The 16,108-nt window shown below is 31.4% G+C and carries 15 protein-coding genes and 1 other RNA gene; 8 read left to right on the top strand and 8 right to left on the bottom strand.

Translation table 11 applies throughout. The annotated features are described in order from the left end of the window. Window positions 1-255: 255 nt before the first annotated feature. The 3 genes from ACP5GV_RS01435 to ACP5GV_RS01425 form a co-directional block, all read right to left on the bottom strand. Window positions 256-1,386 carry an MFS transporter gene (locus ACP5GV_RS01435; protein WP_428101875.1) on the bottom strand — a complete coding sequence of 377 codons (1,131 nt, stop codon included), beginning with the start codon at window positions 1,384-1,386 and terminating at the stop codon, window positions 256-258. Between the two features lie 188 nt (window positions 1,387-1,574). Then, window positions 1,575-3,020 carry a proline--tRNA ligase gene (gene proS / locus ACP5GV_RS01430; protein ID WP_428101938.1) on the bottom strand — a complete coding sequence of 482 codons (1,446 nt, stop codon included), beginning with the start codon at window positions 3,018-3,020 and terminating at the stop codon, window positions 1,575-1,577. 71 nt (window positions 3,021-3,091) lie between these two features. After that, complete coding sequence (locus ACP5GV_RS01425) at window positions 3,092-3,481, bottom strand: hypothetical protein (protein WP_428101873.1); 390 nt, start codon at window positions 3,479-3,481, stop codon at window positions 3,092-3,094. Window positions 3,482-3,680: 199 nt separating this feature from the next. On the opposite strand from ACP5GV_RS01425, the gene ACP5GV_RS01420 reads away from it, so the two are divergent. Then, the gene (locus ACP5GV_RS01420) at window positions 3,681-4,277 is read left to right on the top strand and encodes a hypothetical protein (protein ID WP_428069143.1); all 597 of its coding nucleotides are present in this window, start codon (window positions 3,681-3,683) and stop codon (window positions 4,275-4,277) included. A 24-nt stretch (window positions 4,278-4,301) separates the two neighbouring features. On the opposite strand, the gene fen is transcribed toward ACP5GV_RS01420, so the two are convergent. The 3 genes from fen to ACP5GV_RS01405 are packed head-to-tail and all read right to left on the bottom strand — an operon-like array spanning window position 4,302 to window position 7,896. Beyond that, the gene (gene fen / locus ACP5GV_RS01415; RefSeq protein ID WP_367117881.1) at window positions 4,302-5,351 is read right to left on the bottom strand and encodes a flap endonuclease-1; all 1,050 of its coding nucleotides are present in this window, start codon (window positions 5,349-5,351) and stop codon (window positions 4,302-4,304) included. 48 nt (window positions 5,352-5,399) lie between these two features. After that, window positions 5,400-5,681, bottom strand: coding sequence for a hypothetical protein (locus tag ACP5GV_RS01410; RefSeq protein WP_292319440.1), 282 nt, complete (start codon window positions 5,679-5,681; stop codon window positions 5,400-5,402). 10 nt (window positions 5,682-5,691) lie between these two features. Beyond that, on the bottom strand, window positions 5,692-7,896 hold the full coding sequence (locus tag ACP5GV_RS01405; RefSeq protein WP_428101870.1) for a CDC48 family AAA ATPase: 2,205 nt from the start codon (window positions 7,894-7,896) through the stop codon (window positions 5,692-5,694). A gap of 296 nt (window positions 7,897-8,192) precedes the next feature. Here ACP5GV_RS01405 and ACP5GV_RS01400 point away from each other — a divergent pair, with 296 nt between their 5' ends. The 4 genes from ACP5GV_RS01400 (at window position 8,193) to ACP5GV_RS01385 (ending at window position 11,802) form a co-directional block, all read left to right on the top strand. Further along, the gene (locus tag ACP5GV_RS01400; RefSeq protein WP_428069275.1) at window positions 8,193-8,447 is read left to right on the top strand and encodes a hypothetical protein; all 255 of its coding nucleotides are present in this window, start codon (window positions 8,193-8,195) and stop codon (window positions 8,445-8,447) included. A gap of 5 nt (window positions 8,448-8,452) precedes the next feature. Further along, complete coding sequence (locus tag ACP5GV_RS01395; RefSeq protein ID WP_428101868.1) at window positions 8,453-10,012, top strand: B12-binding domain-containing radical SAM protein; 1,560 nt, start codon at window positions 8,453-8,455, stop codon at window positions 10,010-10,012. 72 nt (window positions 10,013-10,084) lie between these two features. After that, complete coding sequence (locus ACP5GV_RS01390) at window positions 10,085-10,993, top strand: lysylphosphatidylglycerol synthase transmembrane domain-containing protein (protein WP_428101866.1); 909 nt, start codon at window positions 10,085-10,087, stop codon at window positions 10,991-10,993. A 128-nt stretch (window positions 10,994-11,121) separates the two neighbouring features. Then, complete coding sequence (locus ACP5GV_RS01385; RefSeq protein ID WP_428101864.1) at window positions 11,122-11,802, top strand: DUF1614 domain-containing protein; 681 nt, start codon at window positions 11,122-11,124, stop codon at window positions 11,800-11,802. On the opposite strand, the gene ACP5GV_RS01380 is transcribed toward ACP5GV_RS01385, so the two are convergent. Then, a complete protein-coding gene (locus tag ACP5GV_RS01380; protein WP_428101862.1) occupies window positions 11,803-12,816 on the bottom strand; it encodes a class I SAM-dependent methyltransferase in 1,014 nt (337 codons plus the stop codon). 56 nt (window positions 12,817-12,872) lie between these two features. Here ACP5GV_RS01380 and rnpB point away from each other — a divergent pair. The 3 genes from rnpB (at window position 12,873) to ACP5GV_RS01365 (ending at window position 14,562) form a co-directional block, all read left to right on the top strand. Next, window positions 12,873-13,180: RNase P RNA component (gene rnpB / locus ACP5GV_RS01375), an RNA gene on the top strand. A gap of 139 nt (window positions 13,181-13,319) precedes the next feature. Next, a complete protein-coding gene (locus ACP5GV_RS01370) occupies window positions 13,320-14,168 on the top strand; it encodes an NAD(+)/NADH kinase (RefSeq protein WP_428101860.1) in 849 nt (282 codons plus the stop codon). Then, window positions 14,131-14,562 carry a hypothetical protein gene (locus ACP5GV_RS01365; RefSeq protein ID WP_428069283.1) on the top strand — a complete coding sequence of 144 codons (432 nt, stop codon included), beginning with the start codon at window positions 14,131-14,133 and terminating at the stop codon, window positions 14,560-14,562. The genes ACP5GV_RS01370 and ACP5GV_RS01365 overlap by 38 nt, the downstream gene beginning before the upstream one ends. 27 nt (window positions 14,563-14,589) lie before the next feature. Here ACP5GV_RS01365 and ACP5GV_RS01360 read toward each other — a convergent pair whose 3' ends face one another. Next, complete coding sequence (locus tag ACP5GV_RS01360; RefSeq protein ID WP_428069332.1) at window positions 14,590-15,936, bottom strand: tRNA (N(6)-L-threonylcarbamoyladenosine(37)-C(2))-methylthiotransferase; 1,347 nt, start codon at window positions 15,934-15,936, stop codon at window positions 14,590-14,592. Window positions 15,937-16,108 lie beyond the last annotated feature (172 nt).

The raw sequence follows: 16,108 nt of genomic DNA, 5'->3' as shown, positions 1-16,108 counted from the left end.
TTATACCACCTAAAGATACCTTTATTGAACTGAACTTTTTCCTAACCCAAAAAGTTAGGTTTTTAGAGAAATTTAACAGTATATGAGCACATACTTCATTTCACTTAAGGAATCTTAAAAGAATTTTCAAACAATAAAAATAAAAAATTTTAGACATTAGTTACATTCCTTTATAGATCTTATTTCTCTCCTTTCCTACTCTATACTGCAAGAACAGAAAAACCTTACAGTACCTTAAAGGGGAAGGGCTTGCTATCATTTATTCTCTATTAAAATAAAAATAATAGAAACTATAAAAATTAAAACCGAAGAAAAAATTGAAACTATGCCAATTCCAAAAGAAAGACTTGAAACCCCTATTACTGAGGTTATTTCTGGAGCAAACCCGCCCAAAATTCTACCAAACATGAAAACAAAATTTGAAGCAGTAGCTCTCAACTCTATTGGATAGTTTTCACTAACCCAGATACCATCATATGAAAACAATCCAGATGATATATAAAGCAATGCTAAGAGAAGAACTATAAAATAAGAATTCTTAGCAAATATTAATAAAAAACCTGAAATAAGCCCTAAGGCTGAAAAGCTCATAGTAGTTTTACCTCTTCCTATTTTATCAGACAAAAAGCCAGCAAACCAATAAGAAAGAAAGCCAATTATAGAAAGTATACCTATATCTGATGTCATATCAAGCTTTTCAATTAAAGTTGGAGCAATACTTAATAAAGGAACACTTAGCAAAAATGCTCCTACAACTATTAAAGATAACAAAATTGTTTTATATCTATATTTGCTAATAAAAAGGTCACCTATATTTGATACCCTTTTTTGATGAGTTTTCAACGTTTCTTTAATAACTACTGAAGATATTATGCCAAAAACTAAACTTATTATACCGATAGTTAAAAATAGGAATCTCCAATATCTAATAAAACTAAACGTTAAAACATCTAATCCAAATCCTACATAATAAAGACCTTGAACTAATCCCCCAAATGACCCTGTATATGAGCCCAAAGTTTCAACTATTAATGCATATGCTATGCCATTCTCAGCATTTACGCCAAAACCAACAAAGAACCAGCTTATAAATAATTCAATGATAGAATTAGAAAATGATGAAATAATTAGAAATAAAGAAAACAAAATTATAGATAAAATTGTTGTAAACTTCCTACCAACTTTATCTGCATATCTTCCTAAAATAAATCCTCCTATAGCTCCTCCTATAAAGTCTATAGGAAATGTTAAGCTGATAATGTAAAGAGGTACATTAAAATAACTTGAAATTTGGGTTAGAACCATGGAAATTGAAAATACTACATAAGCTGATAATGTAAAAGGAACTAATACACCTATCATATTGTTAATTTTATATTTATTCAAGCAGACCCCTATTAAACTAAATTAAAAGATAAAATTAAAATTTTCATACGTCAAGTTAATTAAAAAATAAACAAATTATAAGCCCATTTTCAATAGTATAAAATGCGATGAAGAGTGTGGTGGACCCGGAAACTTAAAAGTTAATGACGACAAGGAGCCCTCTGAGCACTAGATTTTTTATTAATATTCTAATATTGTTTTGCATATCTCATAACCGTAAAAGCTTTTTCACCACATATAGGGCATTTTTTGCCAGATAATTTCTTAGAAGGCCATGGTGTTCCTAAACTTTTTGCCTCGAGCTCTTCCATGATTTTGTTTGCGCATGTATCTTTACCGCACCAGGGGATTTCAACAATTCCTTTTTTATTTATATAATCCTTTGCTTCTTTTATATTATCAAACTCGTATATTTTTTGTTGTAAATTCTTCCACGCTCTTTCATATAAATTGTTTTTGATGCTTTCTAGAATTAAATTAGTTTCTTTTATAACATTGCTTTCTTCAACTACCTTTCTTGCTAAAGTATCTCTTCTAACTATAGTTATGGTACGATTCTTTAATTCTCTAGAGCCAATTTCTATTCTAACAGGAATACCTTTAGCCTCCCAATAATAGTATTTTTCTCCAGGAGTGATGTCTGGCCTATCGTCAATTTTGCATCTAATTTTAGAATCAACAAGTTTATTAAGTATATTTTTGCTATATTCAATTACAGATTGTGCTTCTGATTCATTATTTGATGGTATTGGAACTATCACCACCTGTATAGGGGCTATGTCAGGTGGCAACACTAGACCATTATCATCTCCATGTACACCAATTATTGTTGCAATAACCCTATCGCTTATACCATAACTTGTCTGCCATGGATGATCAAAAGATTCATCCTTTAATTGTATCTTGTAGTTAAATGCTTTTGAAAAACTTTGGCCTAAATGATGTACAGTTCCTATTTGTAATGTTTTACCATCAGGCATTATCGTATCGAAAGCTATAGTATATAATGCTCCTGCAAACTTATCCCAATCGGGCCTTTTACTAATTATATAAGGTATTCCTAATTCATCAAAGAACTTTTTATATATGTCTATTGCTTCTTTTATTTGGTTTTCTGCACTATCAAAACTATCATGAATTGTGTGAGCTTCTTTAAAACTTGTTACTTCTCTTAATCTTATTAATGGTCTTGTTGCTTTGGTTTCATATCTAAACATACTAACTATTTGATACAATTTTTTTGGTAATTGTTTATAACTTTGATACCAAAGTGATTCATAATATGTTATAATCGTTTCGCTTGTTGGTCTAAGGGCTAACTTTTGATCTAGTTCTTCAGTTCCTCCATGGGTTACCCAAAATACTTCATCTTCAAAGCCTTTTATATGCTCTCCTTCTTTTTCTAACATCCATTTTGGAATTAAGAGAGGGAACAAAATCTCTTCATGATCCTTTGAATCTAGTAAATCTCTCATTAAATCTATAGTTCTTTTCCTTATTTGAAATCCATATGGCAACCAAATACCCATACCCTTAACTGGATACCTTCCGTAATCGTAAACTTCAGCCCTTTCTAGTATCCAATCATACCATTGAGAAAAATCTTTTTCTTTCTTTTCCTTTCTTGGTTCCACCACTTCTAACACCGTTTAATTACTGGATATTACAAGCATAAAACAAAATATAAATATTGCATGTTAAAAAATCATGGCAATACAAACAATATTATTATCGCTATCAATAATCCATATATTGCTATTCCTTCTCCTAATACCACAAATATGAATGCTGTTCCAAATAGCTCCCTGTTTTCTGCGACAGCACTTATTGCTGCAGCACCAGCAACACCTACAGCGTAACCTCCACCAATTCCTGCTAGACCTATTGCTAAACCTGAACCAATAGCTTTACCTAGTTCAGAGTAAGGCGAAACAGCTGCAGTAGAAGAACCGGTTGCAGCATGAGCTATAGCCATACCAGTTCCAAAAGCAGCCAATAAAGAAATTAACGCCACAGCTATCATAATATATCTATATTTTGGATTCTTTAACGATTCCCTTATAACCAAGCTAAGCCCTTCCATAAACTTCTCCACTTTAACTCACCATTACTTTAATCTCAAAACAGTTATTTAACCTTTATCAATTACCTTTAAATAAGTTTATGTGTGTTACTACTGCAAATAGTAATTTATCATTTATATTATACTTATAAGAATTATTAAAAGAAATTAAATTTTATCATTTTACAAATTTATAAAAGGTTTATTTGTAGTAATACCAGTGGTGAAAAAAGTGCAGATACCATTAGATAAGATTTGTGTCAAAAGTGGAATGCTGTGCCCAAACTGTCAAGCAAAAATAGACAAAGGACTATATGAAAAATGGGAAGTAGATGTAATGAAAGTTTTATTAGAATTAGAAGACAAACTAAAAGGAATGAAAGATGTAAATTATAAGAAATCCATTATATTTGATAAAAAGTTATATGTAATGTTAGAAAATTTGGGTCAACATAAGCATGAGATTGAAAAATACCTAAGAGAAAAGCTTAGCAATTTTGGTTTTAATAAGATTATTTTGATAGAATTCACAAATAATCCAAAAGAGTTAGTATATAAACTATTGCACAACATAGAAATAAAGTCGGCCAATATTTATTATAGTCCAGATGGAAATATATATTATGTAGTTAAAGTCCCATCATATGAAAAATTTAAAGTAGATGAGATAGGAGATTCTGCTAAAAGAATATTTAAAATATTAACAAACAATGACATATATTTTGAATTTGTGGAATCTGCCAGATCAACAAAAATAATTAATGAAGAGGAAAAATTAAACCAACATATTGATTCTGATAAATTAAATAAAATCCTAAAAAATATATAATTTTTTATTATTAATTTTATAAAATTACTTAAACCAATTATCTAATCTTGCCTGCTTTGTTTTTATTGATTCTTTATAAGACTTTCTTAGCCTTTCTATGGCCTTTTTAACCCTATCTTCATTAAAATCATGTTGCTTAACTAACATATCTAATATTTTTTCTTCATCTGGCTCTTTCCAGTCTATTTTATAATTATCATTTGATGGAGGACTTAAGAAATAATTATATATCTTTATAGGATCAACATCTCCCCAATCAACTTTTATTGAATTTAAAGCCTTTATCGGATCCTTATATTCCTTAACGAACTTTAAAGCAGTTTTTGGCCCATAACCCTTTACTCCATCAGGATTAAAATCTGTTCCTAATAAAATACCTATTAAGATTAATTGTTCTCTACTAATATCTAGTAGTTTAAGCATATCTGATAAATTTATTAGTTCAGGTTTTATCTCAATATATTCTTCTTTATTTGGAAGCTTTCTTTTACCAGTTATTGCGAGATTTCTAACTAGTTTTGGAGAACCAAAAAGTAGGCTATCATAATCCTGGCTTCCTGCAGCATATACATCACCTTTTTTAGCCATGTAAGCTGCCTGTGCCTCTCCATCAGCTGGCGCTTGAATCCATGGTATACCCATATAAGTTAATAGCTGCTTTGCATCATTTACCATTGTGCTTGAAAGAGACGTAGATGCTTGAGCATATTTTTTCGCCTCTTCTATACGGCCTTCTTCTTTTGCCTTTTGATATTTTTCCGCATATTGCTGCCTTCTAGAAATTCTCTCCTCAATTTCCCTTTTTTTCATTTCCGGAGGTTTTCCATCAAAAACATATATAGGTTTAACGCCTTCTTCAATTAAGTTTATTGTTCTATAAAATAGACCGCTTATATGACTAGTTATGTTACCTTGCGAATCTATTAATGGTGTTCCATCAGGTTGTCTGATTGCAGCAAGAAATTGATATAACATATTATACCCATCCAGGGCTATAGAATAACCTTTTAAAGATTTTATTTCGATATCTTGTTTTGCGTTTTCTGGAATCAGGTCTTTTAAGTTTACTCCCAAAAGTTTCACCACTTATTAAAATAAAAATTAAAACGTTTTAATTTTTCGTTAACTTTCATTATCTACTTGATGGGGGATTTCAAATTGTTCCATTGACTTCTTTAATTTAATAAGCCTGTCTTCCTTTGTACTAGAACTTACTACTATTAAACCCATTATCTCTAATTTTATTAAAATCTTTATTAGGTCAGCAGGAGACATTTCATATCCTTGACGAGATAAACTTGATATGATTTCTCTTTCAGAAACAGGAATTTCTCCATCTTTAGTTAACCTTTTTATCTCATCATATACTATGTTTAAATACGGAGATTCTGCCCATATACTCAAATTTATCACCTCAATAGGTTATAGATGTCGCTGTAGATCTACCTGGATTTATTTGCCTAGCTGTTTCCATCCATTTCATATAATATTCTATCATGTATTGGGTTACACTTGGCTTCACCTTTGATAATGCAACATCAAAATGCCTCTTTTTCACTATTCCGTTTTGTAAGTCTTCCCTCAAAGCACCCATAGCAGCCTCTCTTACTAATGCCGCTAGATCTGCACCTGTATATCCATTAGTCCTCTTTGCTATGTCAACTAAATCAACATCATCTCCTAAAGGTACTGTTCTTGTATGTATTTGCAATATTTCAAGCCGGCCTCTCTCATCTGGGGGTGGAACATAAACTAGTTTTTCTAACCTTCCGGGTCTTATTAAGGCTGGGTCAACCATTTCTGGTCTGTTTGTTGCTGCTATAACAACAACGTTTTGAAGGTCGGTAATTCCATCTATTTCAGTAAGAAGTTGGCTAACTATCCTTTCTCCTACCCTTGTCCCCTCATCGGTGCCTCTTAAAGCTGCTATAGCATCAATTTCATCAAAGAAAACTACTGCAGGTGCATATTGTCTGGCTTTTTTAAAGATTTCCCTTATTGCTTTTTCGCTTTCACCTACCCATTTACTTAATACTTCTGGCCCTCTAACTGTTATGAAGTTAGCTCCGCTTTCTGTTGCAACTGCTTTTGCTAATAATGTCTTACCGGTTCCTGGAGGACCAAAGAGAAGAACTCCCTTAGGTGGTTGAACTCCAATCCTCTTAAATGAATTTGGGTACTTTAATGGCCATTCTACTACCTCTCTTAATTCTTGCTTTAAGCTATCTAAACCTCCTATATCTTCCCAATGAACTTCTGGTATTTCAACCTGAATCTCTCTTAATCCGCTAGGCGTTATTTCTTTAAACGCGGCGATAAAATCCTCCATAGTAACTACCATTTTTTCTAAAACTTCAACTGGTATTTTCTCCTGCTCTATATCAATCTCTGGCAGATATCTTCTTAGTGCATGCATGGCGGCCTCTTTTACTAATGCTGCCAAATCTGCCCCTGTATATCCTTTTGTAATTTCTGATAGCCTTTCCATATCAACATCGTTATCTAATGGCATATGTCTTGTATGTATCTGCAAGATTTCCAATCTTCCTTGCTTATCAGGTAAAGGTACTTCAATTTCTCTATCAAACCTACCAGGTCTCCTTAATGCTGGATCTACTGCATTTGGCCTGTTTGTTGCTCCAATAACTATTACCTGGCCCCTATTTTCAAGACCATCCATTAGAGCCAATAACTGTGCCACTACTCTTCTTTCCACTTCTCCTACAACTTCGTCTCTCTTAGGAGCTATTGCATCTATTTCATCGATAAATATTATTGCTGGCGCATTTTTCTTGGCCTCTTCAAAAATCTCTCTTAATCTTTGTTCACTTTCTCCGTAAAACTTACTCATGATTTCAGGACCATTTATTGCAACAAAATATGCATCGCTTTCTGTTGCAACCGCTTTTGCTAATAATGTCTTACCGGTTCCTGGAGGACCAAAGAGAAGAACTCCCTTAGGTGGCTCAATTCCGAGTCTTGCAAATAGTTCCGGGTGCCTTAATGGTAACTCAACCAATTCTCTAATTCTAGATACTACTTCCCTTAAACCGCCTATATCCTCGTAAGTTACCTTAGGAACGTTTATTTGTGTCATTGGCTTTTCAAGAATATCAACTGAAGTTTTTTCACTTATTATAACAATTCCTCTTGGTCTTGTATCTATTACTGTCAATTGGACGGCCTGACCTATAACAGGAACGACTATAACATCTCCTTCAATGACAGGAGTTCCAACAAGCTTCTTTTTAACATATTTTTTAAATCCCTCATCAACTGATATCGAATGAACTGTTGGAGCCAACTTTACTTTTGTAGCCTGTTTTGGAATAGCCTTTCTAACAATTACCTTGTCTCCAATATTAATGTCTGCGTTTTTTCTCAATATACCATCCATTCTTATTATATCTAGGCCTTGGTCTTCAGGCAATGATGGCCATACAACAGCAACTGTCTTCTTCTTACCTTCTATTTCTACTATATCACCTGGTTCAACATTTAGTTGCTTCATTATATCAACATCTATTCTTACTCTTCTTTTCCCAGTATCTCTTGGCCTTGCCTCAGATACTCTCAAAATTATTTCTTTCGAATTGTTAGATTGATTCTCTTCTGACATAATTTTACCCCACCATCTCCACAAAAAAACTATGCTCTAGAGCCTTTAAATTAGCATTTTATATTATTTTTATAAATATTAATATTTTATATTATTTAAAAACTAAATTCACACGCTTTAGATTGAATAAAGTAAGAATTAAACAATAACAACAACTATTACTCATTTGTATAAATAATTTTAGATTCGTACTAAAAATTATTTTATATATTTATTAATAATAGAAATTATAACAATATATGATAAAATTTATTTAACCTACGCATAATATAACATAATGCATAGGGGAGAATGGTTTGCCTGAAACCCAAAATACAATAAACCAAGGTAGAGTTGATGTTTATCATATAAATTGGGATTCTAAATCAGACGCTAGTTACGTAAAAAAGGAGCTTGTTAACGCATTTAGGGCTAGGGCAAAAAGAGTTATAATTCATGTTTATAACTCTTCTGATTATTCCTATATGGAAAAGCTTAGAGATTTTTTAGGTGAATTTTTATCTCAAACAATCATAATTGTAAGAGAAAAGACTGATAGCGATTTAAGGTGATAGAAATGGTATTTGATGTAATATTAACTACTGATAGGACAATGATGAGTGATCATCATAAGCATGAGTTCTTAGGATTTATGACTACTGGACCATCTATTGGTCTACCAGAGTCGATCTGGAAATGGATAGCAGCACCTAAGCCAAAAGTAGATAAGCTGGGTAGGCCAGCTATAGCTCCTTATGGTATTAGAAAAATAGAAGCTGCTTTAATTGATTCTGGAATAAACGCAGCAGTGATTGATCCAGATCACATAAATAAGCACTTAGATACAGTAAAAGTAATAATGATAGGCCATCATGATTATTTTGCATATGGTCCCCCAAGCAGCGAATGGTGGAGTATAACAGGCAAGGAGCCTATTAATAGAGTTTCATTTAGAAAATTCATGGAAAGCCCTGCTATAAGGAAAGCTAAAGAGAATGGGGTAAAAATAATTGTTGGCGGCCCTGCTGCTTGGCAGTGGTTATGGTCTCTTGAGGAATGGAAAAAATGGGGGGTTGATACAGTCGTAGACGGGGAAGCAGAAAAAGTTTCTGTTGAACTAGTTAAAAAAGCTCTTAACAATGAAGATTTGCCAGATTATGTTTTTATAGGACCTCCTGACGTTCCGTCATTGGATGAAATACCTAAGATAAAGCATGCAAGCGTAAATGGGCTTGTAGAAATAATGAGAGGATGCCCTAGAGGATGCAAGTTTTGTAGCGTAACTCTAAGAGCGTGGAGGTCTATACCGCCAGAAAAAGTTATAGAAGAAGTAAAATTAAACCTGAGTGAAGGTATCGATCAAATACTTCTTCATAGTGAAGATAATTTACTTTATTTTGCTGATGGAATTAGGCCCAGGCCAGAGAAACTTTTGAAATTACACACAATGGTAAGAGAAATATCAGATTTACCTATAGCATGGTCTCATGTGAGCTTAGCGGCTGTAAAATATGCAGAAGAAAACTATAAGTTAATATCAAAGCTTACAGATATCATGTATAGCGGGAATCAAGATTTCTTAGGAGTAGAAATAGGCCTAGAAACAGGTAGTGTTAAGTTAGCCAAAAAAATCATGCCAGCTAAATCTGCCCCTTATAGCGCAGATAAGTGGCCCGATGTAGTTGAATCCGCATTCTCAATTTTAATGGATCACAATATAATTCCTGCAGTAACATTAATTGTTGGTCTTCCTGAAGAAGAGCCAGATGATGTAATGGCTACAACAGAGCTCATAGAAAGGTTAAGACCATATAGGAGCTTAATAGTTCCTATGTTCTTTGTCCCAATGGGTCAATTAAAAGAAAGGGATTGGTTTAGAAAGAATTTCTTAACAAGAGAACACATAGATCTACTTAAAGCAACTTTAAACCATAGCACTTATTGGGCAAAAGACATAGTTAGTAGATTTTATATTAAAGGATTCAAATATGGCCCCGTAAGGTTTTTACTAAATTACATAACCGACTACATACAGAAGAAGGCTTTGATAGCTGCTGAGATGGTAGAAAAAAGTTGGGAAGAAGATAAATTAAAGAATAAAAGCAAAGAACAGATATCAACAAAAATACAAGTATAAACTATTTTAATTTTGAAGATAACATAATAATTTAATTCTTTTTTAATTACATCATGCTATTGGGAATTAAGTTTGAATAGAAGAAATTTATTAATGATTGCAGTGCTATTAATTATAATGATTGCAGTGCTCTCCATAATTACAGAAAATCCAATTAAAATCATCTATATAATATACAAAGGTAACATTTTATTACTATATTCATTCTTATTAATAACTTTATCAGAAATTATAAAATCGTTCAGGCTCTATTACATATGCAATTCATTAAAAAAATGCAAAATAAATTTTATCGAAGCTATGGAAATTCAATTTAACGGATTCTTTGCAGGAACGATTACCCCAGGAAATTTTGGAGGTGTTTTCACAATTGCTGGATTAATAAGTAAATACTCTCAAACTCCAATGGGAGAAGCATTTGGTATTTCTTCTCTTCAGTCATTTTTTGACGGCATAATACCATCAGTTGTATCATTTGTATTATCATTATATTATCTACCCAAATCTATAGGTATAACTATTTTCTCTTTTTTAACCATAATATTTTGGATTTTAGTTTTTAATGTTAACATAAAAAATTTGTTTATGAAACTTATTAGTAAAATAGGAAAAGATAATATAAAGCAAAGAATAATATATGAGATAGATAGATTCCAAAACTTACTTAGAGTTGCTGGAAATAAGAAAATAATAATAAATTCTATAGCTATTACATTAGTTGCATATATAATCCAAGTATTTTCAATAAGAATTTTATTAAAAAATTTAGATATAACTTATTTAAATATCTTTATAGCTCTAATGTTTAACTATTCTATGGCATCATTTCCTACACCAGCTGGAGAAGGAGGAGCTGAATATGGGCTTGCATTATTATTACCTTTAAATGTTGTTATTTTATGGAGATTAACTTATGTTTTTTCAGGTCTAATATCGGGAGGCTTTTCTTATTTAACTTTTAAGAAGCTGAAAAAATCATAAAAGCATATTTAAATATTTTCACCCTTATTTTATCAAATGATCTGAGGTGAAAAGAAATTTCAATAGAAGAAAATAAAAGAATAGTAATAAGCCCACCAACACATCCAATATTTATGGGATTTTATCTAATGGCAGGAGTTATTATAGCATTAATAGCCTTTAGATTTCCAGTATATATAGCGCAGTCATCTACCTTAAGTTACGCTCTTCCTTTAGGCATACTATCTGCAATACTAATAGTATTGAGTCCAGCTTTGAGTTTTGTAAACCTTATAGTGAAAAGGATCAGAACTGGAATAATAGAAAATGTATTAGAATTACAATACGTTGATTTTTTTGGGATTCCTATACCAGTTCCTAAAATGACTTTTAGAGAAGAGACCATGTCTATTGCCGTTAATATAGGAGGAGCTTTAGTTCCCTTATTTGTTTCAATAACATTATTCATATTAATGATTTATTCCCCATATTCAAAAATATTTTACATGGCTTTTATTGTTTCTCTTCTTATTAATACTTTAACAACATATTTTTTGGCAAAGCCTATAAAAGGTGTTGGAATAGCAGTGCCAGCATTTATACCGCCCATTATATCATCAATTCCAGCAATATTAATCGCTGGAATAAGTCCAGCTGCTGCTTCAGCAGCATATATTAGCGGATCCATGGGCAGCTTGTTGGGAGCAGATATATTGCATTTAGCAAAAGAGCCTGAAAAAATATTTGCTCCTTTAGTAAGCATTGGTGGAGCAGGAATTTTTGATGGAGTATTTATAACAGGTTTAATTGCGTTTGTAATAGCATATTAATCATATTTTTATGTTTATCTCATAGATTGACTGTTTTGGGCTATAATCTAATACCCTTCTGACTTGCGATATCTCGAAACTATAATTGCAATTTACTTTTAATTGATCCAAAATTATATTTAAATTTTGTTTTTTATTGTCTAATAAAGTATATAGATGTATATTACCTTGATTTTTTATTAGATTGCATGCTGCTCTTAAAAAAGAAAGAGAACCTGTAGGATGATTCATTATTATTCTATCAAATTTAGTTTTAATAATATTGTCAAGGTTCATAGAGTCACTTCTTATAAAAAATGTTTCTCCTTTTAATGTCTTTTTATTAATTTTTGCATTCAAAGATGCAAGACTTATAGCATAGGGATTTAAATCAACACCTATAACCCTTGATATTCTTTTCTTAGCAATGTTTAATGCAAAACCTCCTACGCCTGTAAACATATCTAATACAAATTCTCCATCTTTTACCATATCTGCTATCCTATTATGCTCCCCCCCAAGTCTTGGGTTGAAATAAACCTTTTTTATATCAATGTAGAAAATCAAACCATTTTCTTTATACAAAGTTAATGTATTATCCTTTCCATAAAGTAATATGAGTTTTGGTACTCTAAATTCCCCCTCTGTATCTATTTTTGCATATACACTTTCTATATTAGGATTAATCCTAGCAATTTCACTTGCTGCTTTTCTCAATATTTCCAAGTTACCTTTATAATTTATTATTGCTATTTTACCTATTATTAGATAACTAGATATGCCTTCTATAATTGCATTTAATTTCTTTGATTTAAATTTATATTCTTCAAATAATTCATTACAAATTTCAAAAGGAAAATGTTTTCCAATCTCATTTAAAGATTTTTCATTTACTATAGGAATCAATAAATAATTGCCTTCTTTTCTTGGCCTTAAATCCTGATTCAATAAACCCATCTCTTTCAATATATTAATAGCATTATTTCCCAACTCTTTATACACTTTAATGCATTTACTACTTATTTTGTCAGGCATTACAATTACCTATTTACATCCAATTTATTAATTCTACCTGATCTATATAATTTTGTAGGCCAGGATAGTGGCTGACGGGCCTATTGGCCTGAGGAAACACCGCCCTCTCGGTGGCAGCTGGGCCTCTGGCTGAGGTGATACCTCAGGCAACGGCACAGAAACGAAACGGCCTCCATTATATGATAATGATGCAGCAAGATCTTCTTGGCAACAAGAAGATAGTAATCTGCTGAAGATAATGGAGGATGCGATGAAACGGCCGACCCCAGCGGAGCAAGGTAGAGGGCTATGAGGAGCCACGCAAGCCCTCTAAATCCGCAGAGTCAAATGCCACTAAACAGAAGGCGGGTTATTATCCTGGCCTACAAATATTTACGATAGTTAGAAAAATCGTTTATCTAAAAGCATAAAGGTATCTTAATAAAAGATTTTTATTATAATTATAGATTAAGATGAGGTTTTATAGACTACTTATATCTTATTATACTTGTATGGTGGACAGTTTGTCAACCGAAAAATATGGAATCGTAATAAAACCCAATAGTACAACTGCAAAAGAAATTGCTTTAAAAGTTATAAAAGTTCTTACTAAATACAATAAACAACCAATTTTAGAAAAAGAAAGCAAAGAAAACTACAGCGATATAAACACTATAGACGATTTTAACATCGAAATAAATCCACCTAACAAAATTATTGTAATTGGAGGCGATGGAACTTTATTAAGAACTGTAATGAGAGAAAAGACAGGAAACTCAATAATAATGGCTATTAGAGCTGGGAAAAGAGGTTTTATGTTAGACGTGGAAGAATATGAAGTAGAAAACAAAGTCTATGAATTTATAAATAACAAGTTCACTTTGGTTGAGTATCCCAGATTACAACCTATATTTAACGGAGAAACTAAAAATTGTGCTATGAATGATATAGTAATTTTTACCTCAGATGGATCGTTAGTTAAGCTTGATGCATATTATAATGGAGATAGAATCTATGGTGTTGATGGAGATGGTATAGTTGTATCAACAACAATTGGCTCAACAGCCTACAGCCTAAGCGCAGGAGGGCCTATAATTGATCCCAGGCTAAATTCTATAATTTTAACCCCATTAAATCCAGTTCAACTTCATATAAGACCTGTAGTATTTCCATATAGTGGATATATTGATATTAATATAAAAGATGACAGCGGAAATTATTTCATAAATATTGATGGACAAGAAAAAATAGCAAGCAGGTCTAAGTCTTCTCTTAGAATAACTTTATGCGATAAACCAGCAAAAATAGCAAGATTTAGATGGTGGGAAAGCTATTATGAGAGACTATTCTCTAGGTTATTATCATACTGGTAATAATTGCATAATATTAGATACTGGAGCCATATTTTCAGGGTTTGTATTAAGTAATTTGGATAAGAGTATAACTACTTCATCTGTTATACAAGAAGTAAAAGATGAGGCATCCAAAAATATATTAAATATAATTATAAATGCAGATAAGCTATCTATAATAGATCCTGATACTAAATTTTTATTAAAAATAAAAGAAGAGGCAAAGAAATGGAAACTTTCTAGCAAACTAAGTAAAACTGATCTAGATGTTTTAGCGCTATCTTTACAATACAAAGAAAAATGCGAAGAAGTTTATTTAGCAACAGACGATTATTCGATTCAAAAATTAGCTGTAAAACTTGGAATTAAAATAATAAAAATCAAGTATAAAGGTATTAAAGAATTAAAGAAATAAATACAATATTAAATAATTTTAAATGATTTAATTGCCGTCTGATATAGTATGAATTTCTAGTAAAGATTTTTCATAATTCCTATCTATTACTTCCCCTCTAAGATCGAAGTATGTAGCATTACTTATTTTTACTTTTACTCTCTTACCAATTAAATCGCTATCACCTTTAATTGCAATAGGAAAATAATTATTTAATCTTGCCATAACATAATTCTTCTTAAATCCATGAGACGTAACTAATGCTTCGTATTCGTTACCAACATACTTTTTATATATATCCAAATCTATTTGCTTAATTACTTCATTTAAAATTAGACTTCTTTCCTTTTTTATTGGCTCTGGAACTTGCTCCATATATGCTGCCTTAGTTCTTGGTCTTATACTGTATTGAGCTAAGTAAACCCTTTCAAATCTTAAATCTTTAACAAGTTTGACCGTATTTTGAAAAGCCTCTTCATCTTCTCCTGGATGTCCAACTATAATGTCTGTAGCAAATAAAGAATCTGGATATTTAGATTTTATTTTGTTATGTAATTGCTTATAATCATCTATAGTATAATTTCTATTCATTATTTTTAAAACTTCATCATCTCCTGATTGGACTGGTATGTGGAAGAATTTGAATATCCTTTCATCATTATAATAACTAAGTAAATTATCAATTATTTCAATTGACTTATCTGGTGTCATCATTCCAATTCTTATTCTATAATCTCCTTTTATTTTATCTAATATTGTGTTAATCAAATCATCAAGTCTAAATTTAGGATTAAAATCTAATCCATAAGCGGCTATATCTTGACCAGTTAATCTAATTTCTTTAACGCCATTTTTTACTAGCTTCTCAAAGACTTCTATAATAATTCTGGGCTTATATGATCTTAAAGTTTTTCTAGCCAATTTCGTAATGCAGAAACTACAATTATCAACACAGCCTTCTTCTATCATAATTGTTGCAATGCTGTCCTCTATGGGAGGTGTTGGAATAAAATCTGTATTCCTCTCACCATCAATTAATACTATTTTATCTTTATTATTAACAACTTCTAATATCCTAGTTACGTTTTGAGGAGATATTAGGCTTGCGTTTTGGACAACTCTATTAATTAGAGATGGTCTAGCTTTAGCTAAACAACCTGAAACTATTAACTTTGAATTGCCGTAGTTTTTCTTAATTTCCTTAAGTCTCTTCAATATCTTTGCTTCCGTGTCTAATCTAACAGCACAAGTATTAACTATTATAATATCTGCTTCACTTATCTCTGATGTTTTTTCAAAATTGTTTTGAGATAATATAGAGTCCATAGTTGAGCTATCAAATTCCGAAAGAGCACAGCCAAATGTCTCGATGTAGTATTTTTTCAAGCGTTTCACTCTCAATAGCTATTTGCTACTAATTTATAAAACTTAAATTGTAATAAATTTTTACATTAACATTTATTATACTATATTGGGTGAAAATTTAATCAAAACTTAAAATTATAACTTTACACTTTATTCAAATCTTAAATTCAAATATTTCTATTATAATTTATTATAAAGAAGA

The sequence above is a fragment of the Caldisphaera sp. genome (assembly GCF_049974385.1).
Taxonomy (GTDB): Archaea; Thermoproteota; Thermoprotei_A; order Sulfolobales; family Acidilobaceae; genus Caldisphaera.
This window is presented reverse-complemented; position numbering and strand designations above follow the sequence as displayed.